Source organism: Halomonas sp. G11 (assembly GCF_001663515.1).
GTDB lineage: Bacteria > Pseudomonadota > Gammaproteobacteria > Pseudomonadales > Halomonadaceae > Vreelandella.
The window spans coordinates 90,457-115,560 of the sequence record NZ_LYXG01000004.1 but is presented as its reverse complement, the minus strand read 5'-3'; the positions used below and the strand labels follow the sequence as shown (position 1 = coordinate 115,560).

Below are 25,104 nucleotides of genomic sequence, written 5' to 3'. Positions count from 1 at the left end.
TCGAGCATTTGTGGTATGGATACGCCGAGTACTGCTGCCTAACCGGGCTCCCGAGATGGAATTGACCGAGTTCAACGACTTACACGAGCTACATGAGGTACATCACATGTTGGCAGAACGCATTAAGCAATGGCCTGAGCGCTGGGAAGAAAAAGGACGTTTGGAAGGGCTTCAGGAAGGTCGCCAGGAAGGGCGCCAGGAAGGTCGTCAGGAAGGTCTGCAAGAGGGGCAATTAGAGGCCAAGCGCTCAACAGCCCGCAATCTACTAGCCCTCGGTATGCTCAGCAACGAGCAAATTGCTGATGTCACAGGGTTAACGGTAGAAGACATTGCCCAATTATGGGAAGAAACCAAACACTGACATCGCCAGACGAAGGTCAGGCCTCCCATAAAACCCAATGCAGGCATTCAGCCCCCGTAGGAGCCCGACTCGTCGGGCGATCAGGCTATCTACAAGCGTTTACCCTCGACGCCCATATCCTTCCTGATCGCGCAATAAATAGGGGGATCAGGCCATCCACCATCAATCACCTTGGTGTCTCAATACGCAGTAGCGTAGTACCTATGATTAAGAGAATGTATGCTTATTGCTCATATGGTTTCTCAGTGTGCCAAACTCAGCCATAAGCATCCTCAACAGCCAGTTCCAACATGATCACTAGGTAGCCATGCCATGAGATTGAGTGCTCACGAAATTCAGATCATCAAAGCATCGGTCAAGGCAGTTTTTGGGCCCCAGGCAGAGGTCTCGCTGTTCGGTTCAAGAACGGATGATAATGCTAAAGGCGGTGATATCGACCTGCTGGTGTCGGTTAATGATGTTGTTGAACACCCCGCATGGGACGTCGCGCAGTTGCAGGCAAAAATCATCAAGCAATTGGGTGACAGGAAAATAGACGTGCTTCTGGACGCACCCAATATGCCAAGAGTTGCTATTCATCAGGTTGCGAAGTCGCAAGGAATAGCGCTGTGAATTTATATCCAGAGAGCCAAGAAAGACTCAGGTTTCTGAGCCGTGTAGTCGATAAAGAACTCAAACATCTAGAATATGCAGACCATCAGGTTTTTGGTGGGCTGTTAACTTATGACGCTGTTGAAGATCTGGATAAAACCCCAGAACTAGCGATGAAAGTAGAAGCATTTGTCAGTCGATTTTGTCGTTGCAAGATACCCTCGGAGATAAGCTGTTACCAGCGCTGCTTAAAGCACTGGGCGAGCCAGATCGGGCATTGCTTATTAACCTTGAAAAGGCAGAAAAGTAAGGTTGGTTGGCATCCTCTGAGCAATGGATCGCCCTCAGGCAACTACGCAACCAGATGATCCACGAATATATTGAAGATACGCAGACCCTGTTTGATGCGCTTACCACAGCGCATAGCAACAAAGCAGTACTTGAACATTTTGCGGATAAGCTTGGAAAACAGGTGTCGGTTCTGCTGTCGGGATAACACTAAGTCTAAGCGATCCGAACTATCTCCTGGATGTCGTCACAATCTATTCTGATCGCGCAATAAATTGCGCTCCTACGACCCCCTATGCACATACGTCGGTGGTTGCTGCTAGTCTATATAGGAGCTCGACTTGACAGACGCGATAACCTGCTGAATATGGTACGTTGGCTTAAGGATGGCAGATAAGGAAATATGATGAGCGACGCTAATGGACAGCGCGTAACGGATCACGATAGTCCCTGGAAAGATGCGCTTGAGAGTCATTTTGCTGAATTTTTGGCACTGCTGTTTGCAGATATTTATCATCATATCGATTGGTCGAAAGGGTATAGCTTCTTAGATAAAGAGTTACAACAGATTACCGCTGACGCCGATACTGGCCGACGTTACGCCGATAAACTAGTGAAAGTGTACGCCGATGACGGCAGCGAAACCTGGGTGTTGATCCATGTTGAAATCCAGGGCGAACCGGAAGACGCTTTTGCCGCGCGGATGTATACTTACCAATATCGCTTAAGAGATCGATACGGGATAGATGTCGTCAGCCTCTCCGTGTTGGCGGATACGCGAGCGAACTTCCGGCCTTCTGCCTTTCATTACCATTGTGAGCTGACCTTCACGTTTCCCATCGCTAAGCTGATTGACTGGGAATCGAAATGGGCCATTTTGGAATCCAGCGACAATGTATTTGCGTTGGTGGTGATGGCTCAACTGCGTGCCAAGCGCTTGGTGGATGGCAATGCAAGAACCCAGGCGAAAGTTAAGCTGGTTAGGTTGATGTTTGAGCGCAACTACAGCCGAAAGCAGATCCAACAGCTGTTTAATGTCATTGATTGGATGATTCAGTTACCTCACGGGCTGGAACCCGCTTTTCGCCAAGCGGTCTATGAAATTGAGGAGGCAAACAATATTGCCCTATATCAATACGTTTGAGCGCCACGGTATTGAAAAAGGCCTGCTGCAAGGCCGCGAGGAAGGTCGCTTGGCAGAAAAGCGTGAAACCGCTTTGAAGCTAATTAACCTTGGAGTGCTGACCGATCTTCAAATTGCTGACATCACAGGCTTAAGCGCACGTGATGTAGAAGCGTTGCGTTCTGATAACCACCATTGAACTCTGCCGAGTCTCTGCCAAGCGATTGAACTGACTGCATTTGGCGATTAGCAGTGGTTAGATCCTCCCTGATCGCCCAATGAATTACGCTCCTGCAAGTGCGATCAGGCCACCCACAACCCCTCACCGCTTCTGCAAATGCGCAATAGGCACTTCCACCTGCTGCGGGCGGTTGAGCAGGGTGAGCAGCAGCAGGGCGCGGTCCTGGCCTTTCAGTTCGGTCAGCTGGGCCAACTGGCCTTTGAACGCCCCCTCGGTGACTTCCACCGCATCCCCCACGTGAAAATACGCCTCCTGCTGGGTCTCTTTCTCCACAAGGTGCTGGTACAGCGTATCCACAATATGCTCGGGCACCACGGCAGGCTGGTCGCCGAACGTCACCAGCTTCAACACCCCCCGCGTGGAACGAATAGGGCGCCAGTTACTCGCCACCTGGTCTAACCTGATAAATAGATAGTGAGGAAAGAGCGGCTCGGTGATCCACACCAGCTTGCCGCGGCGCTTTCGCTGTACCGCCAGCACCGGATGAAAGACATGATAGCCCTGGTTTTCCAGCTGCTCGGTAGCACGGAAAGACTCGCCCCCCTTGCACTGGATCAGGTACCATTGCGCGCATTCCGCGTTGGCTTGGCTAGCATGAAGGCTCATGGCGCTCCTGGCGTTATAATGAGTTGAAGCACAAGGTTTGATACCTGTAAGGCCAACGGGCATTGTAACAAAAACGCAGCGACCCAACGCAGCGCAAATCAAGATCAGGGCAAGGGAAAGCGCCCGGAACAATCCCCGGGCGGTAGCGTGCCCGGACGCTTTATAAAACGGCCTGGTTCAGAAACGGAGCATCATGGAAGTAGCGGCAATATTTACCCTGATGGTGGTGGTTGCCACCTTAGCCGCCCTCGCGCTTACCCGCATTGCCCCCGATGCCATCCTGATGGCCGCCCTGGGATGCCTCGTCATCAGCGGCACCTTATCCCCCGCCCAAGCGCTACAAGGGTTCTCCAACCCCGGGGTGATTACCATTGCCACGCTCTACGTGGTGGCCGCAGGGCTCAAGGAAACCGGGGCCATTCAATGGCTCGCCCATCTTTTGCTGGGTCAGCCCTCAAGGCTTCGTCAGGCCCAACTGCGTGTGTTGCTACCCGCCGCCGGGCTGAGTGCGTTCATGAACAACACCACCGTGGTCGCGATGTTCATCCCCGCGATACAAGAGTGGGCCACACGGCTGAAACTGCCACCGGGCAAGCTGCTGCTACCGCTCAGCTACGCCGCGATCATCGGCGGCACCTGCACCCTGATTGGCACCAGCACCAACCTGGTGGTGGATGGCTTGCTGCAAACCGAGCGCGGTGTCAGCCTCTCGATGTTTTCACTGGCGTGGGTCGGCGTACCGCTGGTTGTCGTTGGTGGCACCTTTCTATATTTCTTTACCAACAAGCTCCTGCCCGAACGCCAGGGTGTGCTTGAGCAGCTCGAACAGGCCCGCGAATACGTGGTGGATGTCGAGGTAGAAGCCAAAGGCCCCCTGGTGGGTAAAACCATCGCGGACGCGGGCCTGAGCAGCCTGGCCAACGGTTACCTCGCGGATATCGAGCGCAATGGCGAATTGCTCAACAACATCCCGCAAGAAACCACGCTGCAAGCGGGCGACATTCTCATGTTTATCGGCGCGCCGGAGTGCGCCCGCGAGCTACGCCGTATTCGGGGCCTGAAGCCCGCCAGCGGCGATATTCACAAGCTGGATATCGCCCACCACCGGCGCTGCCTGGTGGAAGCGGTGATCGGCCCGGACTTCGGCGGGCTAGGGCAGACCGTCAAGGCGTCGCGCTTTCGCTCCCGCTACCAAGCCGTGATCCTGTCCATTTCACGCCACGGCAAAAGCGTGCCCGGCAAGCTGGGGGCGGCAACGCTACAAGTCGGTGATACCTTGCTACTGGAAACCACCCACGATTTTGTCGACCAGTACCGCTACCGCAAAGATTTTCTACTGGTCAGCAGCCTGAACGACTCCACACCGCCGGATTTCCGCAAAGCTCCCGTAGCGCTTGGCATTTTGGCGGGTATGGTGGTCCTCAGCGCCACCGGACTGCTATCGATTCTGGAAGCCGCACTGCTGGCGGGTGGCGGCATGGTCGCCACCCGGTGTGTACCGGTCAGCAAAGCGCGCCGCTATATCGATCTATCGGTCCTCGTCGTGATCGCCGCCTCGTTCGCGCTGGGGGCAGGCATGACCGAAACCGGCGCCGCCGCCCAGGTAGCCCAATGGTTACTGTTAGCCGATGACCTGGCTCCCTGGGCCGCGCTGGCCCTGGTCTACTTGTTGACCGTGGTGTTCACCGAGCTGATTACCAACAACGCCGCCGCCGTGCTGATGTTCCCCATTGCGGTTTCGGTCGCGGATCAGCTAGGCGTCAATTTTCTGCCGTTCGCCATCGCCATCATGTTTGCCGCCTCGGCCAGCTTCATGACCCCGCTGGGCTACCAGACCAACCTGATGGTACTCGGCCCAGGCGGCTACCGCTTCAGCGACTACCTGCGCCTCGGCGCACCGCTCAGCGCGATTGTCGCCGTCACGGTGATAACCCTGGTGCCACTGGTATGGCCTTTTTAAGACGGAAGACGCCGCTGCGCGGCTGAAGAAGTAAGAAGTAAGGGGTAAGAGGTAAGAAGTAAGGAATAAGAAGTTCTTCCTTCTTCCCTCTTCCTTCTTCCTTCTAATTACTTTGAGGTTATTTTGTGACTGCTTTTATATCGAATGAACGACGCGCCCGCTTGATCGAAGGCGTACACGCCGCCGGGCGTGAGGTCATGGCGGTTTATGAGCGTGATTTCTCCGTCGAGACCAAGGACGACCAGAGCCCGCTCACCGAAGCCGATATGGCCGCGCATCACTCGCTGCTGGCGCTGCTGAAGGACCTGACGCCCGACGTGCCGGTGCTCTCCGAAGAGTCCGCCGAGATACCGTTTGCCACCCGCCAGACCTGGGAGCGGTATTGGCTGGTCGACCCGCTGGACGGCACCAAGGAATTCATCAGTAAGAACGGCGAGTTCACCCTCAATGTGGCACTGGTCGAAAATGGCGTGCCGGTCTTCGGCATCGTCTACGCGCCGGTGCTGCAAACCACCTGGGTAGGGCAGGTAGGCGGTGAGGTCTTCAAGATCGCCCAAGGCATTTACATCAATATTCAGGTACGCGAACTGCCCGATCCCGAAGAGTCGCCCTGGAAGGTGGTCGGCAGCCGACGCCACGGCGCAGAAATCTTTGAAGCCTTCTGCAGCGGCCTGCCCGCCCACGAGTGCGTCTCGATGGGCAGCTCGATCAAGCTGTGCCTGGTGGCCGAAGGCAACGCGGATCTCTACCCGCGCCTTGCCCCCACCAGCGAATGGGACACCGCCGCCGCCCAGGCCATCGTCACCGCCGCCGGTGGCGAAGTGCTCAACGCCGAAACCCTGGAGCCCCTACGCTGCAACCAGCAGGAAAGCGTACTCAACCCATACTTCATCGTATGCGGCCAGCGCGACACACGCTGGGAAGAAGCGCTAAACAAGGCCTTAAATACTCATTAACTAGGTGAAAGCGGGGGTGTAGAAGCCCGCCTTGTCGGGCGATCAGACCATCGACAAGTATTCACCCACGGCACCATTCAACAGGTTCTCGTAGGAGCACGACTTGTCGAGCGATCAGGCCAACTACGAGCAGTCACATATAGCTACACAACCAAGCACTGGTCAACGTAGAGTCAACCATAAATAAAATGTATCATGCCGATAAATTGTCAACTGCCTTGTGTGTGAGCGACCACTTACAATTTGGCGCATACACAACAATGGGCATAAATCAGTATCAGGGCATGGGAATGCGTCCGGAAAATCCCCGGGCGGTAGCGTGCCTGAATGTCATCCAGTGAGGTTAAAGCAGTGAGCATGGAGCAGCCCCCGCGCAGTACTTACCAAGACGATGAAATCTCCCTCGTCGATCTAGCTAAAATCCTTATTCATCGCCGCTGGTGGTTTGTTGTTACCTTCGTTGTGGTAGTGCTGGCATCCGGTGGCTGGGTGCTACTCCAAAGCGGCAAAACACCGATTCAGGAAACCAATTACCAGTACACCACGCAGTTAGCGGTAGGCTACAAAACACCCTCACACCTTATTGAGCCGCTGCCCTCAATTGTTGAGCAGCTTAACGCTGCAATTATTCCCAGAGTGAAGCAGCAGAACCAAGAGTTTAATTCTTTCACTACCCAAGCCAGCTATACCGACAATTCAAATATTGTCACCATCACCACCAAAGGTGAGCAAAACAGCGCTATTGCTGACTTCCATGAAAAACTGACAGCACCAATTATTGAACGCCATGAGCGTCTTCAGCAAAGCTTAAACAATCAGCAATCACCCATCTTTCAAAATGGCCAACCCTCACAATTGATGCCTTCAGAAGTGGTCGCATTGGCTGTAGAAACACAATCAACTACCGAAACGACCCAGGGTGTAAACAGTAAATTAGTTCTGGTGTTAGGCATTGTGTTAGGCAGTATGCTCGGAATAGTGATGGCGTTTTTTGCAGAATTTTGTGCGCGTGTAAAAGAAAGTTTAAGTACAGAGACACTTAGTTAAATTAATTCTAGTATATTGAAAAACCACGTTATGAAGGTGCTATGTTTTCTCGCGTAAAAAAGCTCTACTTGTTATTAACTGCAGAGCAGCGTAAAAGACTTCTGCGCCTACAAGTGCTGGTAGTCCTTATGGCCTTTGCCGAGGTGGCTGGTGTGGCTGCTATCGGTCCCTTTATGGCGGTGGTCGGCGATATCAGTCGCTTGGAAGGCGAGGGGACATTAGCTCAGCTGTATGCAGCCAGTGGAATGGATACGCCCCATCAGTTTTTATTCTGGCTCGGGATTTTGGTGCTAGTGGTATTGACCTGCGCGGCGCTGATTTCGATGTACGCTACTTGGCGTTTGGCGCTTTATGCACAGCAAGTTGGCGCAGAACTTTCTATACGACTCTACCAACACTATATGCGGCAACCGTGGCTATTCCATGCTAGCGGGAGTAGTAGCCAACTGACTAATAAGATTGCTCAAGAAACAGGTCGCATTACCAATAGCATCATTCAGCCGTTAATGCAGATGAATGCCAAAGGCGTGATGGCATTGGTGATGGCTATAACGATATTTTTGTACAACCCTTTAGTGGCCATTGCAGGGTTGCTTATTTTTGGGGTCGCGTACTTTATGCTATATCGCACTGTGAGAAAGCGCTTAACCCAAAATGGTAAGGTGATTACCCGCACCAATCAACGTCGCTTTAAGCTGATGAACGAAGGTTTTGGTGGCATTAAAGATACCCTGCTGCTTGGCCGCCAGGCTGACTTTAATCAACGTTTCGCCGAAACTAGTCTAGAGATGGGGGTTGCGCGCGGTATCACAGCAGGCTTATCACAGGTGCCGCGCTATGCCATGGAGCTTATTGCCTTTGGCGCCGTCATCTTTTTGGTACTCTATCTGTTAGCCGCCCATGATGGCAATCTTGGTCAAATTCTACCTGTGCTCTCAGTATATGCCTTGGCCGGATTTAAACTTTTGCCAGCCTTTCAGCAGATCTACACTAGTTTAGCCAACGTTAAAGGCAATATTGCTGCTTTCGACAGTCTCGAAGACGACCTGACCGCCAGCCAGAACGCCACCCCTGGTAAGCCCGCTACAGCCGTTGGCAAGCTATCACCGAAACAACGCATTACGCTGGAAGATATTCACTTTGCCTACCCAGGAAAAGAGGATAAAGCGTTAGACGGCCTAACGCTTGAAATACCGCGTAACCAAGTGATTGGTCTAGTCGGGGCCTCTGGCTCCGGCAAATCAACGGCTATTGACGTATTGCTAGGCCTGATGGTGCCGCAGCAGGGCGCCTTGAAAGTGGATGGGGAAACACTCGCTGGCGTACGTCTACGTGCCTGGCAGAACAGCGTTGGCTTTGTGCCGCAAGCGATTTTTCTTGCCGATGCTAGCATCCGCGAAAATATTGCCTTTGGCTTGCAGACGGAGGCGATTGACGATGATCGCGTGATGCGGGCCGCGCAGATGGCGCACTTGGATGAGTTACTTGAGAATCTGCCCGACGGCCTAGCAACGTGCGTAGGTGAACGCGGAATTCAGCTCTCGGGTGGGCAGCGCCAGCGTATCGGTATTGCGCGTGCGCTTTATGATGATGCTGAGGTACTTGTGCTGGATGAAGCCACCAGCGCCCTTGACGGGATCACCGAAAAGCTGGTGATGGACGCCATCCATGACTTCGCCGGTAAGAAAACAGTCATCATGATTGCCCACCGCCTGGCTACCGTGAAACAGTGCGACAGCATCTACCTGCTCAAAAACGGGCGGGTAGAAGCCCAAGGCACCTACAGTGAACTTGCCGAGCGCAGCGAGATATTTCAGCGCATGGCAGAGCACGCCTGAGTTTTTTATCGACCCTGATACCCGAAAAGCTTTTAATGCAAAACAGCGTAACCGGGAAAGCCAATGTCTAACACTGTAACACTAGCCAACAGTACAGCTTTTGAAGCGGATCCAAGCCAAACTATCCTGCAAGCTGCGTTTAATCAAAGCATTACATTAGAGTATAGTTGCCGCACTGGTCGCTGTGGTATTTGCAAGGCTGAAGTGATTTCAGGCAAAACAGAAGTGATCAAGCCTGAAGAGTCACTTACGAGTGCCGAAAAGTCAGCAGGCCTGATTCTCACTTGCTGCAGAAGTGCGGCCACTAATGTGCAACTGGCTATAGAAGACTTGGGGGAGTTGGGCAACATCCAACCAAAAACGGTGCCATGTCGGATTGATGAAATAACAAAGTTGGCACCAGATGTTGTAGAAGTGACTCTAAGGACACCGCCAGCCAGTCGAATCGAATACTTGCCAGGGCAATATGTCGACATGATTGGCAAGGAGGGTCTACGTCGAAGTTACTCCATTGCTAATGCGCCAAGGGATGACGGAAAGCTCACCCTGCAAATACGCAAAGTCGAAAATGGCGAAATGAGCCATTACTGGTTTAACGAAGCCAAATCAAACGATTTGCTCCGTCTTGAAGGACCCCTGGGCACTTTCTGCCTGAGGAAAACTAAAGCAAGTAGGCTTGTCTTTCTCGCTACAGGGACCGGCATTGCACCTGTCAAGGCTATGTTAGAGCAGTTGGCATCATCACCAGAGGTCAATACCTACAGCCAAATTGACGTTTACTGGGGCGCGCGCACCGAAGAAGATTTGTATTGGAAGCCAAAATTTCCGGCTTTAAAGCTGCATTACACACCGGTTTTAACCCGATCACCTGAATGGGCTGGCGCAAAAGGATATATTCAGCAAGTTTTACTGGCCCGTGATGTAGACCTACAAGATGCTGTTGTTTACGCCTGCGGCTCAGAAGACATGATCAACAGCGCACACGCAGAATTAACGGCAGCGGGGTTGGCGGAGAGTCAGTTCCACTCTGATGCATTCGTAAGCTCAAACTAATTGAATTCCGGAGGAAGGATGAAGGCAGTGATATTGGCAGGCGGTTTGGGAACACGTCTGAGCGAAGAGACAGAAAGCCGCCCCAAGCCAATGGTAGACATTGGTGGCAAGCCAATCTTGTGGCACATCATGAAAATGTACTCCGCACACGGCATCAACGACTTTGTGATCTGCTGTGGCTACAAGGGTTACGTCATCAAGGAATACTTCGCCAACTACTTCCTTCATATGTCAGATGTCACCTTCAACATGCGTGACAACAACATGGAAGTGCATAACAAACGAGCAGAACCCTGGAATGTTACGCTGGTAGACACCGGTGAAAACTCGATGACCGGTGGCCGTCTACGCCGAGTGGCAGAATACATCAAAGACGAAGAATCTTTCTGCTTTACCTATGGCGATGGCGTAGGGGATATTGATATTACTGAGACAGTTCGCTTTCATAAAAATCATGGTAAAGCTGCCACATTGACTGCAACGTCACCCCCAGGTCGTTTCGGTGCACTGGATATTCAAAACCGTCAGGTAGTCAGTTTCAAAGAAAAACCAAAAGGAGATGGTGCACTGATCAATGGTGGTTTCTTCGTTCTGACACCCAAAGTGTTGAATTACCTCGTAGATGACAACAGTGTGTGGGAGCAATCTCCGTTAATGCGCCTGGCAGAAGATGATGAGCTCATGGCTTACGAGCATGATGGGTTCTGGCAGCCGATGGATACTCTGCGTGACAAGCACTTGCTGGAAGAGCTGTGGAGCAGTGGAAACGCTCCATGGAAGACCTGGGAATAAATCCATGACGGCAAAAGTGACCCCGGGCTTTTGGCAAGGCAAAAAAGTATTTGTCACCGGTCATACTGGCTTCAAGGGAAGTTGGCTTTCATTGTGGCTGCAAGAGATGGGCGCAAAAGTAAAAGGTTTTGCGCTAGAGCCGCCTACTAACCCTGCGCTGTTCATTGAAGCCAATGTTGCAGATGGGATGGAGTCGGAAATTGGAGACATTCGTAACCTCCAAGCCATCACTGCCAGCATGAAAGCATTCAATCCAGACGTTCTGATTCACATGGCCGCTCAGCCGCTAGTGCGGTTGTCTTACCGCGAGCCGGTGGAAACCTACAGCACGAACGTTATGGGTACCGTGCATATGCTAGAAGCTGCGCGCCAATGTTCGAACTTGAAGGCTATCGTTAACGTTACCACTGACAAATGCTATGAGAATCAGGAATGGGTTTGGGGTTACCGCGAGCATGAGCCTATGGGTGGCCACGACCCCTATAGTAACAGCAAGGGGTGTTCAGAACTGGTAACTTCTGCCTACAGGAACTCTTTCTTCAATAGCAAAGATTCTCCTGCATTGGCTTCCGCCCGTGCCGGTAATGTTATCGGCGGTGGCGATTGGGCAGAAGATCGATTAATTCCGGATATTCTACGGGCATTTGAGCAGAAGCAAGCGGTTGTTATACGAAACCCGTTGGCAACTCGGCCTTGGCAGCACGTATTGGAGCCTATTAGCGGCTATCTTATGTTAGCTGAACAACTTTACAAAACGGGTAGTACCTACGCAGAGGGGTGGAATTTTGGCCCCAGTGATGAAGATGTGATGCCAGTTGAGTGGATTCTGAACCACATGGTCGAACACTGGGGCCAGGGGGCAAGCTGGGAGCTGGATGAAAACCCGCAGCCCCATGAAGCCCAATTATTGAAGCTTGATATTTCCAAAGCAGCTGCCTTACTAAGATGGAAACCCCGTTGGTCACTCTCCCAAACGCTCGATAGCATTGTGGATTGGCACCATGGTTGGCTGAGTGGCGGCAACGCCAGAGAAATCACACTTAATCAAATCGCCCAGTACCAGACCAACTAAAAATTTATTCAGTTCCCAAACAAAGGCAAGTCATGTCACTTGAAAGCATTCGCCAAGAAATCAGCAAACTGGTTGAACAATACGCCGAAGAAGCACTTGCTCCTAAACCATTCGCACCGGGTGAATCTGTCGTTCCTCCTTCAGGGAAGGTTATTGGTGCGAAAGAACTTCAATTGATGGTTGAGGCTTCTCTAGATGGTTGGTTAACCACCGGACGCTTTAACACTGAGTTTGAGAAAAAACTAGCCGAGTTTATCGGCGTAAAACACCTGATTACCGTTAACTCGGGGTCCTCTGCGAACCTCGTTGCCTTCAGTACACTGACATCACCGAAACTTGGCGACCGAGCCATAAAAAAGGGTGATGAAGTGATAGGCGTAGCCGCTGGTTTCCCGACCACGGTTAACCCGATTGTCCAGTTTGGTGCTGTACCGGTATTCGTAGACGTGGACGACAAAACCCACAACATTAATGCCGACCTTATTGAAGCAGCGATTACGCCCAAAACCAGGGCCATCATGCTGGCTCACACGCTGGGTAACCCGTTCAATCTCGCTAAGGTACGAGAGTTATGCGATAAGTATAGCCTGTGGCTGGTAGAAGATTGCTGTGACGCCTTGGGGGCAACCTATGATGGAAAAATGGTCGGCACTTGGGGTGACATCGCGACACTTAGCTTTTATCCAGCACATCATATTACCATGGGGGAAGGTGGTGCCGTTTTTACCAACAATTCTCAGTTAAAAATGATTGCGGAATCTTTCCGGGATTGGGGGCGCGATTGTTACTGCGCGCCTGGTTGCGACAATACATGTGGCAACCGTTTTGGCCAGCAGTTCGGTACCTTGCCGCATGGGTATGACCATAAATATGTTTATGCTCACTTGGGCTACAACTTGAAAATTACTGACATGCAAGCCGCTTGCGGGCTGGCGCAGCTTGAGCGCGCCCCTGAGTTTATCGCAACACGAAAGCGTAACTTCGCTATCTTGAAAGAGCGACTAGTAGACCTTTCTGATTACCTTGAAATAGTCGAGCCAACGCCAAATAGTGATCCTTCATGGTTTGGGTTCCCTGTGACGCTGAAAGAAAGCAGCGGGGTGCAGCGTGTTGACCTTCTCAAATATCTTGACCAGCACAAAATAGGTACTCGTCTTCTTTTCGCGGGTAATTTGACTCGCCAGCCTTATTTTCAGAACGTGGAATACCGTGTAGTAGGTGACTTAGTAAATACGGATCGTACTATGAATCAGACCTTTTGGTTAGGTGTTCAGCCAGCACTGGGTGAAGCGCACTTCGAGTATGTAGCCGAGAAGCTGGAAGAGTTTTTTGGGCTGAATTTCTGAGTAATGAGGTTACCTCTTTGATCTCTATCTCGCCGAAAACAGCGCTGGTCACGGGTGCAACAGGATATATCGGAAGCGAATTGGCAAACCATCTTGCTAGCCAAGGTTGGTACGTACATGTGATTGTGCGCCCAACATCTGACTTATCTCTATTGGAGAGGCAAGGAACATATTCAGATTTTGTTATTCACCTATATGATGGCGCTTACACAAAATTATTAACTGCGTTAGAAAAATCTCAGCCTGATGTTGTCTTTCACTTGGCTTCTGCCGTTCTTAGTGAAGAAAGCCCGAATAATATTGATGTAATGCTTGAAGCCAATCTTCGCTTTGGTGTTCATCTGGCGCAAGCAATGTATTGTGTCGATGCAACTAGTATGGTGAACACGGGCACCTTCTGGCAACACTTTAATAGTGCGCCTTATGATCCAGTGAATTTATATGCGGCGTCTAAGCAAGCACTAGAAACTTTGCTACAATATTATGTAAATGCGAAGGGCTTCAGTATCATTAATCTGAAGTTATTTGACACTTACGGTGAAAATGATCCTCGGCCAAAATTACTGACTCTATTGAGAGAAATCTCCTGTAACCAAAAACCGCTTGCAATGAGCCCAGGTGAACAAAAAATAGATCTGGTGCATGTTAATGATGTGACAAGGGCGTATGAGGTGGCGGCACATAGGCTTTTGAATGGAAAAGTTTTAGGTATGGAAGATTACGGTGTTTCATCTGGCCGACCGGTAACATTGAAAGCACTTGTCAAAATAATTGAACAAATAATCGGGAAAGAATTGCCCATCCAGTGGGGAGAGCGAGCTTATCGTGAACGAGAAGTAATGGAGCCTTGGTCTGGAAAACCCATTCCTGGCTGGGTACCTGAAGTAAGCATAGAGTATGGAATAAAACGGTTACTTGTTAAACATTGACAATGGCGATTTTTTTATATTTTTTGAAACGTCAGATTTTTATTAATTGGTGTATATATGAATTCAGAGCTGACCCTTGCAGTTCCGACATATAACAGAAGAGACGCTGTTTACGAAAATGCTAAACATGCCCTTTATGGTATAAAAGATATGTCAGTTCAATATCTTGTTGTCGATAACAATTCTGAAGATGGCACTTATGAAGACCTCGTTAACGCGTTTGGAGAAAACAAGCAAGCTCGATTTCTAAAAAACTCAGAAAATATTGGCTATTTTGGTAACTTTGTAGAGTTGTTTAAGCGCTGTGAGACTAAATATATATTAATATCTTCTGATGAAGATTTTTTTTTAACAGAAAACATTAAAAAATTATTGTGCTTTCTCAATGAGAAAGATCCAGTACTGGTCTCGCCTCAAGTTCTTTTACATGGTAATAGGTTATATAGAGGGCGATACAAAAATTCAGTAATTAATCCAAAAGATATAAGAAAAAGTGCTAATTATTTATCTGGTTTAGTTTTTAATGTTGAGAGATCCATGGACGCGATTAATTTTCTGGAAAAAAATAGTGGTAATCAGATGGTGAAGCTTTATCCTCAAGTCATAGTTGCATGCTTTTTAGCTTTCCAAGATAAACTTTATTGGTTTGGCCTACCTTTGACTAAAAAGGAGTATCAGTTAGATTCAAAAATAGTCGATTCTAATGGGCTGCCATATGCTGATATTGGCTCCAGAATCACCCAGTTTCAATGTTTTGATAAGATTCTATCTGAAATGATTCTATCTGAAATAAAGGTGAATAAAAAAAACAATAAAATAGTAAAAAAACTAAAGAAAGAAAACTTTTATTTAATGTTATCTATCCTTGAAGATTCAATGCCCGTAAGCGACTCACGTGGTTTTTCAGAAATTTATGAGATTCGCTTACAATCATATATTTTTTTAAAACTATTAAATTTTTTACGTCTGAGTTTTTTTGGAATAAAGCCTTTAGTGAAATATATCGCGGGTCTAAAGAGTATAAGGCTGAAGGGTGGGAGGTTATGAAATCAATAAAGCTATTAATTAAAATTATTTTGGATAAAATTGAAAAGGGAGTAAGAAAGTACCGGGGTTTGAAAGCCAAAACCCAATGTGGTGGTCATAAAGGAAGTGTTCAGGTTGGTGGGAAAACGCATCTTACCAAAAAAACTTTCTTAGGTATTAACGCGAACTTTAATGGTTTAGTTATTAGTGGTGGAGGTAAAGTAGTAATTGGCAACCATTTTCACTCAGGCCCAGATTGTTTATTTATTTCTCAAAACCATAATTTTGACGGTGGTAAATCGATCCCATATGATAATACTTACATATATAAAGATATTGAAATCGGAGATTGCGTCTGGCTTGGTAGTCGGGTAATTGTACTTGGAGGCGTAACAATTGGTGAAGGTGCAATTATACAGGCAGGAAGTTGCGTAGTAAATGATATACCGCCATATGCAATTGCGGGAGGACATCCTGCTAAGGTATTTGCTTATCGTGATGTAGAGCATTATGAAAGAATAAAAAAAGAAGGTAAATTTCATTAACTATAGGGTTTCTTAAATATATGTACACAATTGCAAATATTCGCCCCTTAGGGCATAACGTTGGTAATCATGCAATCCATTTTGCACTTCGTCAGATGTTGCATGAAACTTTTGGTAGATTTGTCTCAGTTATCGACTACCCTGCCACAAGTAAGCATGAAAGTACTGCTAAAGCTGGTCTTACTCCTGCAACTGTTTATGAAATTAACCGCTTTGCTGATGGAGTGATCGTTGGAGGTGGTAATTTATATGAAAATGATGAAATAGCCGTCGATGCTCGTGCTTTATCAGCATTACAGCCACCTTTATTACTTTTTTCAAACTCGCGCGGTCGAATTTATGATCGTCATGGTAACTTTTCAGAACGCTCAGATGTTATTCCAGATCATAAGCTTAAAACATTATTATCTCGTGCAGATATGTCACTTTCACGTGATAGCGCCACAAATGGTTACCTAAGCGCTATTGATAGCCGTGATGAACTGGGATGGTGTCCAACTATTAACATGGCACGTTATGCGAATTTGTTGCCAGCACTTCCTGATAATGAAGATGTGGGTACCTTAATTTCCGTTCGGACACCTAACCTAATGAATTTACCATATAGGTTTCAGAGTCGGATACAAAACCACATCGAGACGGCTATTGATCACTTGCGAGCCACCGGGCACCGTCGTATTCGTATACTATGCAATGACAGTAGAGATCTTGATTTCGCGACTGCTTTTCGCTACACCAAAAATGTAGATTCTGTTTATACGAATGATGTATATCAATATTTAGCGTTGCTTAAATCTGCTGATTTGGTCGTAAGCTATAGACTTCATGCGACATTACCTGCGGTTTCTTTTGGTACTCCAACAATAAATATTGTCTATGATGAGCGTGCACATTCATTATTCGACGATCTAGGTATGACGCCTGCAAGCCTTAATCTAGTAGATCTTAGCGACAATTTCATTCCAGAACTGAAGAAATGGATTGATAAAGGTGGCTATAAAAAATCAGATCATATTACAATAGCTAAAGATTGGCTTGAAAAAAGTGATATGCAATTTTCTAGGCTTGCACAGTTTAAGGCGCTTATGGAAAACTATCTTAAAAATGGAGCCTCCAAAATATAATGCAACCTGAATATGATTTCCCTATTGTCGCCTTTCATGTTCAAGCAAGTAAGACAGTTGGTATGGGGCATTTAGCTCGTTCTTCAGCTCTTATAGACTCACTTAATTCGTTGGGGGTCAAAACAGTATTACAGTTAGATGCTGATGAAAAGGGGAGGTCTGAGGCTGAGTCAAGAGGCCATTATATATTTTCTGATGTTTCATCCTTGGCTACTGTATTGATCATAGATGCAATTAACATCCCGGCTTCACTATATGACTTAGCTAGAAATTTTTACCCACGTATTTTGATATCTCCTATTTGTGATAATCCGCTTATCGCTAGCCATATTTTAGTAAGGGATGCACCTGAGGAGTTACAAAAAATGGTCGAACCATCTCATTCTCAATTGATAGTAGATCCCGATTTTGCATTTGTAACTGCAGGTGGCGTTTCACCTTCTGTAAAGAAATATAAAAGAATTAACGCAGGTATATGTTTGTCAGGTGCGGATAACACTCTAGATATTGAAGAAATTATACATTTAATATTTGAAACACCCTATTTAGATTCGATTAGTGTTATCGATCGTAGGGAACCAATATGTAAAGTGCCTAAAGGGAAAAAATTATTTCATGCTGTCCCAAATGGAAAACCGTGGGAATTCTTCTCTAAAATTAATTTTTTCATTGGAGGCGATGGTGTCATGCTTGCTGAAGCCATTGCACGAGGTATACCTGCGATATCGTTAACAACCTTGGAGCGAAAAGCTAAAAACCAAGCACTAGCGGATTCAGGAGCTTTAAAAGCTATATTGCATGAAACTATAGATGTTAAAAGTATTTTTAAATTATTCTCTTGTAGAGAAGAAATATATAAAATGCATGAAGCTGCATTGTCTTTAAATGGAGCAAGGCGGTCATCTAAATTATCTGAAACTATAATCAATATAATGGGGTGTTAATTTTATGAGCATTAATCCGGAATTTATTGCAGAAGCTGGAAGTAATCACAATGGTGATTTGAGTAGAGCGTGTGAGCTGATTGATATCGCATGTAATGCAGGTGCATCCTCTATAAAATTTCAGTTTATTTTTGCAAAAGGATTATATTTGCCAGAGATTCGCGATGGGCAGCGTACTATTAATAATCCTGTTTATGATCAGCGGTTGAGTGAAGAGATGTCTGAAGAAGAATGGGAGAAAATATGGTCTTACGCTAAAGAGAAAGGTATTAATATATCCGCTTCTGTTTTTTGTGAGCGAGGTATTGAACTGCTGAAAAAGCTTGGAGCTTCCTACGTTAAAATTGCTTCTACAGATCTGAATAATCATTCTCTGATTGGTAAAGTTTGTGCGGTCTTTCCAAGAGTGATTGTATCTACTGGTATGGCGTCACTCTCAGAAATTGACGAAATGCTTCAGTTTGTTAATAAAAATCATCCGAATACAGATCTCCATTTAATGCATTGTGTGTCGTCCTATCCTTGTCCAGTTAGTGAAGCAAATACACAAAGAGTTGCATTATTAAAACAGTCGTTTGGAGTTCCAGTAGGGTATTCTGATCACACAGAAGGAGAGGTCTCTGCTGCTATGGCGTTAGTTCAGGGTGCGAGCTTCTTTGAGAAACATTTCACCTCAAATCGTACACTGCCAGGTTTCGATCATGCGCATGCTTTGGAACAAAGAGAACTTTCAAGTTACATAAATAATATTTCAAGTGCTGCTATAAGTTTACAACAACACCCAAATAGCCATTCGAAACAGGAAATGATTACAAAAATACGTGCTCGTCGTGGTATTTATGCAGCTAGGGACTTACCCGCTGGTCATACGTTATGTGCGGAGGATTTACTATTTGTTCGCCCTAGTACAGAATTCTCAGCAAATGATATTTCTGAATTAGTCGGGAAAAAAATATCTGAAGATACACCCCGATTTTCAGCACTTGGTCTGGGTGATAAAGTTAAAATCGTTTCGTCAAACTGGAAAGATGCCTCTTCATATTGGGAAAAAGAAATGAAGGAAAAAAAGATGGCGCCTAAAAATTCAAGTCAGGAAAATTAAGTTGTGCGGCCGTTTGTATTTATTTACGCTAGAAGTGACTCTTCGCGTTTACCTAATAAGCCAATGATTAAACTTGGAGGTTTAAGGCTTATTGATATTGTAATTGAGCGTGCGCTTAGAGTGACCTCGGATTGTGTCTTGTTGACAAGTAACCGTGAAGTCGATGATCTGTTGGTTGAACATTTTAATAAAAGAGGGCTAAAAGTAGTTCGTGGGCATTCCACTAATTTAGTAAAGCGCACCCTGACAGCCTTAGAAGAAACTCAAGCAACCCATTTCCTTCGTTTGAATGGAGACTCTCCTCTCTTTGAACCTGAATTGGCATACCATATCTCAGATAAACTTGAACATAACAATCTTATTAGCAACCTTATATGTCGTACTTTTCCTTATGGAGTAGCTTTGGAATGGATAGAAGCTGAGTTTTACAAAAGTATGGCTTCTTTAGCTGAGAAGTCAGAGCAAGAGCATGTTACTCAGCATATTTATCGAAATATTTTTGGGTTTAATTTTTTATCTCTGACTCAATCACGAGATGATAGCTTTTTGAAGTTAGCATTAGATACACCTAGTGATTATGAGCGTCTTCAGTCTTTATTTAAAAATCATGATGTTGTGAGTACACCGTACTGGGAAATATTTAATCTTACTAAACCAAGCTTAAAAGTTAAGTAAAAGAAAAAAGTGGCCTCAAGTTCCAAGTGCAACACTATTGTAAGTGTTTGATTGAAAAGCACATTTTTCTTTAGCATGTCAATGTAAACCTCTAAAACCGTTTGTGTGTTCAGCATCTCTCTAGTCCGGGTATTCAACTAATCAGCAATGGCATCGAGCTTTTTGGCTGTACACCGACTAGTGAAGTAATGAAGTGACCCCCTCCAGAGCTGCACAGGCTATAGTGCAGCTATCAGGAGGATGAGATGAACAACGAACCCTCAGTCAAACGCTGGACCGACAAGCGCAAAGCCGCTGTGTTCATGGATATCTTCAAGGGCAAGACCGCCGTCGCTGAAGTGGCTCGACAACATGACCTCACCGTTTCGGAAGTCGATGGCTGGATCGAAGAGGCCCAACGCAACATGGAGAACGGGTTCCGAGCCCGGCTCAAGGATATCCGCAAGCAGTACGAGTCCGCTCTGGGGAAACCAAGGAGGCGCCGGGCGAGGCTCACCTGCAGATCTATGCATCAAAAAAGCTCAAACGCCTGCTCGACGAGGACGAGAACTCGTAAGGTTGTTTCAGGCGGAACTGGCCCAGGAGGGCCACGTGGTATCACTCGTCAAGCTATGTCAGTGGCTGGGGCTGTACTATCGACCCAAACCACGTTACCTGGCGATCAATACCGATCTAGCCTCTTGAGTAAAGCTGGCTCTGGAGCGATTCCCAAGCTATGGCTATCGTCGTCTGCCCTCAGTGACCACACGACCGGATGACCGTTGGGCCACCAATCTGACGCACGTTTGGTGCGGCAAGGATCGACGGGCCAGCCTGGCGGTGATTATCGATTGCTGCACGCGAGAAATTCTCGCTTGGCGATTATCGGACAATGGCAGCAGCAAGACCGCCGAAGCCGCGCTGGAAGAGGTTCTGGTGTATCGATTCGGCGCCCTGGGTCGTATTCATCTACCTCTGGCACTGAGGTCGGAAAATAGCCTCGTATTCATCAGTCGGCATTACACGGCGATAGTGAAGGCCTATGGGCTCACCCAAGAGTTCACGACGCCATATAAACCGGAGCAGAACTAGCTTGTCCAGTGCTTATTCCGTTCATTGAAGGTGGAGTGCATCTGGCAGCATCGATTTGAGTTGTTGGGCCAAGCTAGAGCAGTTCTCGGGCGCTGGATGCGGTACTACAACGAAGAACGGCCACATCAGTCACTAGGCTGTGTGGCGCCCCGAGCACACCCTGCAATAGCTGCGTAGGGTGTACATAAAGCAGGGGGAATTCCACGGGGTCGCAGTGGCGCGACCTGCCGGAGCGTTATGGCCCCTGTAACACCGTCTATCAACGTTTCCGACAGTGGAGCGATGATGGCACTTTCGATCAGATGTTGACTCGCTTGCATCTACGTTTGTGTAAAGATGAGTATATGGATTTCGATATAGATTCGACCTCCATTAGAGCTACTTGGTCGGCCAGCGGTGCTGGCAAAAGGGGGATCGATAGAATCGGTAGACCATGCGCTTGGCCGCAGTCGCGGCGGGTTGCCACGAAGATAAACCTGCTGTCCGATAGTCGAGGCTTCCCCATTACGTTTTCTCTATCCGCTGGCCTGCGTGCCCGAAGCCTGGCCTACCGCATCAATTTGACCGGTCGAAATATTGTCAGCGCAATAATATGGTGGAGCGACTATTTGGTTGGTTGAAGGAAAAAACACCGACTCAATACGCGTTACGACAAGTTGGCCAGTAGCTTCAAGGCTATGGACACTGGCTTGCATTGAGCGATACATGAGAGCCGACTTTTCAGACAGAACCTAGCTCGAACAGCTGGCTATTCGGATGCAGTTTGGGTGTGTGACGTGCCCGTCGTCGAGTTCAGCGAGCTCGAAACCCTGTAAGGCTTGCGTCGTGCCCATTATCAATCTTGATCGTGTGACGTGATATCTCACGCGGTACGGTACTTACAGAGAGCCTAAGGCGGCGAGCGATGCCGCGAAATGATTGCTTCGTGTACATCAACATGATTAAAGCACACTCTTCGATCAAAAGATGGCGATAGTGATGAATCATAGCGATAGCTTACCAAGTGAGTCAGGTGTTTCACTTGGTCATTGAGATCGCTAAGGTTCAATTTTTATGTAATTAGGTTTAAATTATACTTTTATAGAAAAAGGTGTTTTGTGACTGTATTTAAGGATATATTTAAAACTTTGCGAATGGAGCCTGAAGTATGGCTTTTGTATTTATATGGCCAGAAATTAGATGATTTTCCTCACCTTAAAAACGCAAAGCCACGCTTTAAAGGTATGTTCCTAAGGCTTGCGATTTTTTTATATGGCTTATTCAGCCAGTCCTTTTTTTTTAGAAAGCCAAAAGTATTAAGTGAGAGCGATATTCTTGTTTATGCTGGAAGTAAAAACCAAAAAGATGCCTTAAAGCCGACTGTGGAAAGGTTGTTAGATAAAGGTATAAATGTTGTGACTTTAGTGCAGCAAAAAGTCTTTGATAACGAATGCAGAAATAATGGTTTTAAGTCAGTATTTCTTGGCCCAAGAGAAATAGTAAAAGTTTTGGTTGTTTTTTTTATACGTTTTCCTGCTCTTTATTTACAACTCCGTAAAAGACACAAAAGTTTGTTGTTATATAAGATCGATGCCTTTTGTGAATCTTATAAATATCTTGTATATTTCGATGAAAAACTGAAGGAGTGTAAACCAAAAATAATTCTAGTTTCCAATGATCACAACGTAGATACTAGATCGCTTTTAGCAATAGCTCGTACTATGGGTATTAAAACTGCTTACTTGCAACACGCTTCAGTAAGCCATGTTTTTCCTGCTCTAATGGTTGATTATGCTTTTTTGGATGGGCTTGCTGCTTTAGATGTCTATAAGAAGTGTAGATATAGCAAACCTCATTCTATACATCCGAAATCTAATGTTTTTTTGTCAGGACAAAAGAAAAGTCTTGGTATAAGTAAATTTCCAGGCAATCATTTTTTAGGATTGGCACTTAATAAATTAGATAAGCCTGAGGACATAGAGGTTGTTATTGCTTCTTTGCACTCAAAGGGTATACCTGTGTTAGTGCGATGGCATCCAGGGTTGCAAGGTAAAAAACTTAAGCCTATTCTTAATATTATCGACAGATATACTAATGCTGAGAAGAGTAACCCTCTAGATGAGCCTGTAGGGAAATTTATTTCTAGGTTAGATGTTCTTGTCGCTGCAAATAGTAGTATTCATTTAGAAGCCGCCCTGATGAAAGTTGTTCCTATATATTATGAATATAGTCCGGTTTACCATCATGATTACTATGGTTATGTAGAGAAAAAAATATGTTATGAAGCTAGAAGTGTTGATGAGATAATTAATCTTTACCATGAAGCTATAGCTGGATTAGCGATGATAAATAAAAAAGCAATACAGTTTTTTAGTGCAACTTATGAGACTGAGTGGGAAGGGAAAGAGGGAGAGCTCGTTGCGAAAAATTTATATGAAATTTTACATGAAGCTCGATTGGAAAGTCTATGGGGTTATTTAGAATCTAATGAGGTTTAATTTTCACTGTTAACTGTTTGGATTTATTGATATGAATGTTCTTGTAACTGGCGGAGCTGGTTATATTGGCTCACATGCACTGGTGGCACTTATTGAAGCGAACTATGATGTTGTCGTTTTAGACAATTTGATAAATGGATCAGCTGAAGCAGTCATGCGCGTTGAGAAAATAACTCAAAGAAAAATTCCTTTTTATGAAGGTGATATACGGGATTCTAATTTTTTGAATAGTATATTCAAAAATCATGATATTGATGTGGTTGTTCATTTTGCAGGTCTTAAGTCTGTTGGTAATAGTGTAAAGAACCCAATCGAATATTTTGACTTTAATGTAAACGGTACTATTTCTCTTGTTAAAGGAATGGAGTTGGCCGGTATCTACCGTCTGGTTTTTAGTTCTTCAGCCACAGTTTATGGCGATAGCAGTATTATGCCGTTACACGAAGATTTGCCTACAGGAGAACCAAAAAATCCTTATGGTCGCTCTAAACTGATAATAGAACAGATGCTTCAAGATCTAGCAAAAAGTAATTCTCGTTGGTCTATAGGCTTGCTTCGTTACTTTAATCCAGTTGGGGCTCATGAAAGCGGTTTGATTGGCGAGAGTCCTCAAGGTACTCCAAACAATCTACTACCATATGTGGCTCAAGTGGCTGTTCGTCGTTTGCCAAAATTAGCTATATTTGGTAACGACTACGATACGATAGATGGCACAGGTATACGTGATTATATACATGTAATGGACCTAGTCGAAGGGCATGTGAAAGCTATTAAAAAATTAGAAAAATCAGGTGGTCTGAAAATTTGGAATCTTGGTACAGGGAAAGGTTACTCAGTTTTGGAAATGGTAGATGCCTTTGAAAGTGTATCAGGCCGTAACATACCTTATTATTTTCAACATCGACGTGAGGGTGATGTTGCGGTTTGTTGGGCAGATGTGTCACTAGCAGAAATTGAGTTAGGTTGGCGTGCCAAGCGTGATTTATTGGATATGGTAGGCGATACATGGCGCTGGCAAATTCAAAATCCAGAGGGATATAGGTAATAAAGTTATCCTGAGTTCAAACATTAAACGCAGCACCTGCGGTTTGTAGTGCCCCTGAATGCTCTCCCAGGAACACTTGTGCCGGTGTCCGGTATGCCAAGCGTTTTCTAGGGTGTTTGTTCAAATTGGCAACGACTCTCCTTAAGTCTTGAGTCGCTAACTTTTGGAAGTCCGGTCCTTTAGGGAAATATTGGCGAATCAGGCCGTTGGTATTTTCATTGGGACCACGCTGGCTGTAATGCTACCCTGATTTTTGCACACCCAGCAATAGCTGCGTAGGGTGTGCAAAAATCAGAGGGCATAATAGCAGCACAAGAAGGTTCCTACATCTGAGCGGATGCCCCTTTATCGCCCTGGAGCCGCCAATCAGGTCTGGTCAATGGATTTTGTGTTTGACCGGAGGGGAGGCGGACGAGTGATAAAGAGCTTTACCGTTGTCAACGGGACTATCCATGAAGCCGTGGCTATCGTGGTTGAACATGCCATTGGCGGACTGTTTTTGATCATCTGGCTTTACAGCGTGGCCTACCTAGCGCCATTCGTACGGATAATTGAAAGGAACTCTATGGGCGCATCATTCTGTCATGGGCTCATCTACATGGTGGTGCACTGTTTTTAATTGAACCTGGAAAACCTAACCAAAACGCCTACATCGAATCGTTCAATGGGCGCTTCCGAGATGAATGTGTGGATGAGCCTTGGTCCATCAGCCTTCATCACGCCTAGGTGGTCAGTGAGGCATGGAAGCGGGAGTACGACGAAGAAAGACCGAAGAAGCGTCTTGAAGGGTTGACACCATCAGCCTATGCCGAGCGACTGGTGGTAAAACACGATAAAGTTACTTCTGAGTCTAAACCCGAGTGCTACTGAAGATTGGGTGAAGTCGTACTGA

25 protein-coding genes and 5 pseudogenes are annotated in these 25,104 nt (G+C 46.6%); 27 read left to right on the top strand and 3 right to left on the bottom strand.

The features are described from left to right. Window positions 1-10 precede the first annotated feature (10 nt). The 5 genes from ADS46_RS02880 (at window position 11) to ADS46_RS18805 (ending at window position 2,562) form a co-directional block, all read left to right on the top strand. The gene (locus ADS46_RS02880) at window positions 11-361 is read left to right on the top strand and encodes a hypothetical protein (RefSeq protein ID WP_234346752.1); all 351 of its coding nucleotides are present in this window, start codon (window positions 11-13) and stop codon (window positions 359-361) included. Window positions 362-673: 312 nt separating this feature from the next. Then, entirely contained in the window at window positions 674-973 is a 300-nt protein-coding gene (locus tag ADS46_RS02875; RefSeq protein ID WP_066316041.1) for a nucleotidyltransferase domain-containing protein, read from the top strand. Further along, on the top strand, window positions 970-1,320 hold the full coding sequence (locus ADS46_RS18425) for a hypothetical protein (RefSeq protein ID WP_199825179.1): 351 nt from the start codon (window positions 970-972) through the stop codon (window positions 1,318-1,320). The genes ADS46_RS02875 and ADS46_RS18425 overlap by 4 nt, the downstream gene beginning before the upstream one ends. A gap of 326 nt (window positions 1,321-1,646) precedes the next feature. Continuing rightward, window positions 1,647-2,384: a hypothetical protein gene (locus ADS46_RS02870; RefSeq protein WP_066316038.1), complete on the top strand. Its 738-nt coding sequence runs from the start codon at window positions 1,647-1,649 to the stop codon at window positions 2,382-2,384. Beyond that, window positions 2,362-2,562 carry a hypothetical protein gene (locus ADS46_RS18805; RefSeq protein WP_066316036.1) on the top strand — a complete coding sequence of 67 codons (201 nt, stop codon included), beginning with the start codon at window positions 2,362-2,364 and terminating at the stop codon, window positions 2,560-2,562. Before ADS46_RS02870 ends, ADS46_RS18805 begins: the two co-directional genes overlap by 23 nt. 123 nt (window positions 2,563-2,685) lie before the next feature. On the opposite strand, the gene rfaH is transcribed toward ADS46_RS18805, so the two are convergent. After that, on the bottom strand, window positions 2,686-3,210 hold the full coding sequence (rfaH, locus tag ADS46_RS02860) for a transcription/translation regulatory transformer protein RfaH (protein ID WP_066316034.1): 525 nt from the start codon (window positions 3,208-3,210) through the stop codon (window positions 2,686-2,688). Between the two features lie 193 nt (window positions 3,211-3,403). On the opposite strand from rfaH, the gene ADS46_RS02855 reads away from it, so the two are divergent. The 19 genes and pseudogenes from ADS46_RS02855 to ADS46_RS18390 all read left to right on the top strand — a co-directional run. Further along, a complete protein-coding gene (locus ADS46_RS02855) occupies window positions 3,404-5,170 on the top strand; it encodes an SLC13 family permease (protein ID WP_066316032.1) in 1,767 nt (588 codons plus the stop codon). Between the two features lie 125 nt (window positions 5,171-5,295). Beyond that, the gene (cysQ, locus tag ADS46_RS02850; protein ID WP_082925956.1) at window positions 5,296-6,126 is read left to right on the top strand and encodes a 3'(2'),5'-bisphosphate nucleotidase CysQ; all 831 of its coding nucleotides are present in this window, start codon (window positions 5,296-5,298) and stop codon (window positions 6,124-6,126) included. Window positions 6,127-6,483: 357 nt separating this feature from the next. Continuing rightward, window positions 6,484-7,173: a hypothetical protein gene (locus ADS46_RS02845; RefSeq protein ID WP_066316030.1), complete on the top strand. Its 690-nt coding sequence runs from the start codon at window positions 6,484-6,486 to the stop codon at window positions 7,171-7,173. A gap of 41 nt (window positions 7,174-7,214) precedes the next feature. After that, window positions 7,215-9,011, top strand: a complete 1,797-nt coding sequence (locus ADS46_RS02840) for an ABC transporter ATP-binding protein (protein WP_066316029.1) — start codon at window positions 7,215-7,217, stop codon at window positions 9,009-9,011. A gap of 63 nt (window positions 9,012-9,074) precedes the next feature. Next, a complete protein-coding gene (locus tag ADS46_RS02835; RefSeq protein ID WP_066316028.1) occupies window positions 9,075-10,064 on the top strand; it encodes an FAD-binding oxidoreductase in 990 nt (329 codons plus the stop codon). Window positions 10,065-10,082: 18 nt separating this feature from the next. Continuing rightward, window positions 10,083-10,856: a glucose-1-phosphate cytidylyltransferase gene (gene rfbF / locus ADS46_RS02830; protein ID WP_066316025.1), complete on the top strand. Its 774-nt coding sequence runs from the start codon at window positions 10,083-10,085 to the stop codon at window positions 10,854-10,856. 4 nt (window positions 10,857-10,860) lie between these two features. Further along, on the top strand, window positions 10,861-11,928 hold the full coding sequence (rfbG, locus tag ADS46_RS02825) for a CDP-glucose 4,6-dehydratase (RefSeq protein ID WP_066316021.1): 1,068 nt from the start codon (window positions 10,861-10,863) through the stop codon (window positions 11,926-11,928). Between the two features lie 32 nt (window positions 11,929-11,960). Next, the gene (gene rfbH, locus ADS46_RS02820; RefSeq protein WP_066316020.1) at window positions 11,961-13,274 is read left to right on the top strand and encodes a lipopolysaccharide biosynthesis protein RfbH; all 1,314 of its coding nucleotides are present in this window, start codon (window positions 11,961-11,963) and stop codon (window positions 13,272-13,274) included. A gap of 17 nt (window positions 13,275-13,291) precedes the next feature. Then, window positions 13,292-14,203: an NAD-dependent epimerase/dehydratase family protein gene (locus ADS46_RS18420; protein WP_199825178.1), complete on the top strand. Its 912-nt coding sequence runs from the start codon at window positions 13,292-13,294 to the stop codon at window positions 14,201-14,203. 57 nt (window positions 14,204-14,260) lie between these two features. Next, window positions 14,261-15,250: a glycosyltransferase gene (locus ADS46_RS18415; RefSeq protein ID WP_082925954.1), complete on the top strand. Its 990-nt coding sequence runs from the start codon at window positions 14,261-14,263 to the stop codon at window positions 15,248-15,250. After that, entirely contained in the window at window positions 15,247-15,774 is a 528-nt protein-coding gene (locus tag ADS46_RS18410) for an acyltransferase (RefSeq protein WP_082925953.1), read from the top strand. Before ADS46_RS18415 ends, ADS46_RS18410 begins: the two co-directional genes overlap by 4 nt. Before the next feature lie 20 nt (window positions 15,775-15,794). Then, entirely contained in the window at window positions 15,795-16,898 is a 1,104-nt protein-coding gene (locus ADS46_RS18405) for a polysaccharide pyruvyl transferase family protein (protein ID WP_082925952.1), read from the top strand. Continuing rightward, complete coding sequence (locus ADS46_RS18690) at window positions 16,898-17,842, top strand: hypothetical protein (RefSeq protein WP_156524463.1); 945 nt, start codon at window positions 16,898-16,900, stop codon at window positions 17,840-17,842. The genes ADS46_RS18405 and ADS46_RS18690 overlap by 1 nt, the downstream gene beginning before the upstream one ends. Before the next feature lie 4 nt (window positions 17,843-17,846). Further along, entirely contained in the window at window positions 17,847-18,944 is a 1,098-nt protein-coding gene (locus ADS46_RS18400; protein ID WP_082925951.1) for an N-acetylneuraminate synthase family protein, read from the top strand. Between the two features lie 3 nt (window positions 18,945-18,947). After that, complete coding sequence (locus ADS46_RS18395; RefSeq protein WP_156524462.1) at window positions 18,948-19,619, top strand: cytidylyltransferase domain-containing protein; 672 nt, start codon at window positions 18,948-18,950, stop codon at window positions 19,617-19,619. A 245-nt stretch (window positions 19,620-19,864) separates the two neighbouring features. Further along, a pseudogene (locus ADS46_RS19150) lies at window positions 19,865-19,984 on the top strand (hypothetical protein); the annotation flags it as partial. 373 nt (window positions 19,985-20,357) lie between these two features. Beyond that, window positions 20,358-20,690: a DDE-type integrase/transposase/recombinase gene (locus ADS46_RS02790; protein WP_199825176.1), complete on the top strand. Its 333-nt coding sequence runs from the start codon at window positions 20,358-20,360 to the stop codon at window positions 20,688-20,690. Window positions 20,691-20,711: 21 nt separating this feature from the next. Then, window positions 20,712-20,867 (top strand): annotated as a pseudogene (locus ADS46_RS19145) (integrase core domain-containing protein); the annotation flags it as partial. Between the two features lie 26 nt (window positions 20,868-20,893). After that, window positions 20,894-21,425, top strand: a pseudogene (locus ADS46_RS18390) (transposase); the annotation flags it as partial. Between the two features lie 57 nt (window positions 21,426-21,482). Here the strand turns inward: ADS46_RS18390 and ADS46_RS19140 are convergent. Continuing rightward, entirely contained in the window at window positions 21,483-21,677 is a 195-nt protein-coding gene (locus ADS46_RS19140; RefSeq protein WP_420706084.1) for a helix-turn-helix domain-containing protein, read from the bottom strand. A gap of 110 nt (window positions 21,678-21,787) precedes the next feature. Here ADS46_RS19140 and ADS46_RS02785 point away from each other — a divergent pair, with 110 nt between their 5' ends. Then, a complete protein-coding gene (locus tag ADS46_RS02785; RefSeq protein WP_156524460.1) occupies window positions 21,788-23,167 on the top strand; it encodes a hypothetical protein in 1,380 nt (459 codons plus the stop codon). A gap of 31 nt (window positions 23,168-23,198) precedes the next feature. Then, window positions 23,199-24,212 (top strand): UDP-glucose 4-epimerase GalE, encoded by a 1,014-nt coding sequence (gene galE / locus ADS46_RS18385; protein WP_082925948.1) that lies wholly within the window; start codon window positions 23,199-23,201, stop codon window positions 24,210-24,212. A gap of 16 nt (window positions 24,213-24,228) precedes the next feature. Here the strand turns inward: galE and ADS46_RS18945 are convergent. After that, window positions 24,229-24,444 (bottom strand): annotated as a pseudogene (locus ADS46_RS18945) (IS30 family transposase); the annotation flags it as partial. Window positions 24,445-24,519: 75 nt separating this feature from the next. On the opposite strand from ADS46_RS18945, the pseudogene ADS46_RS18940 reads away from it, so the two are divergent. Then, window positions 24,520-25,082, top strand: a pseudogene (locus ADS46_RS18940) (integrase core domain-containing protein); the annotation flags it as partial. Window positions 25,083-25,104: the final 22 nt, after the last annotated feature.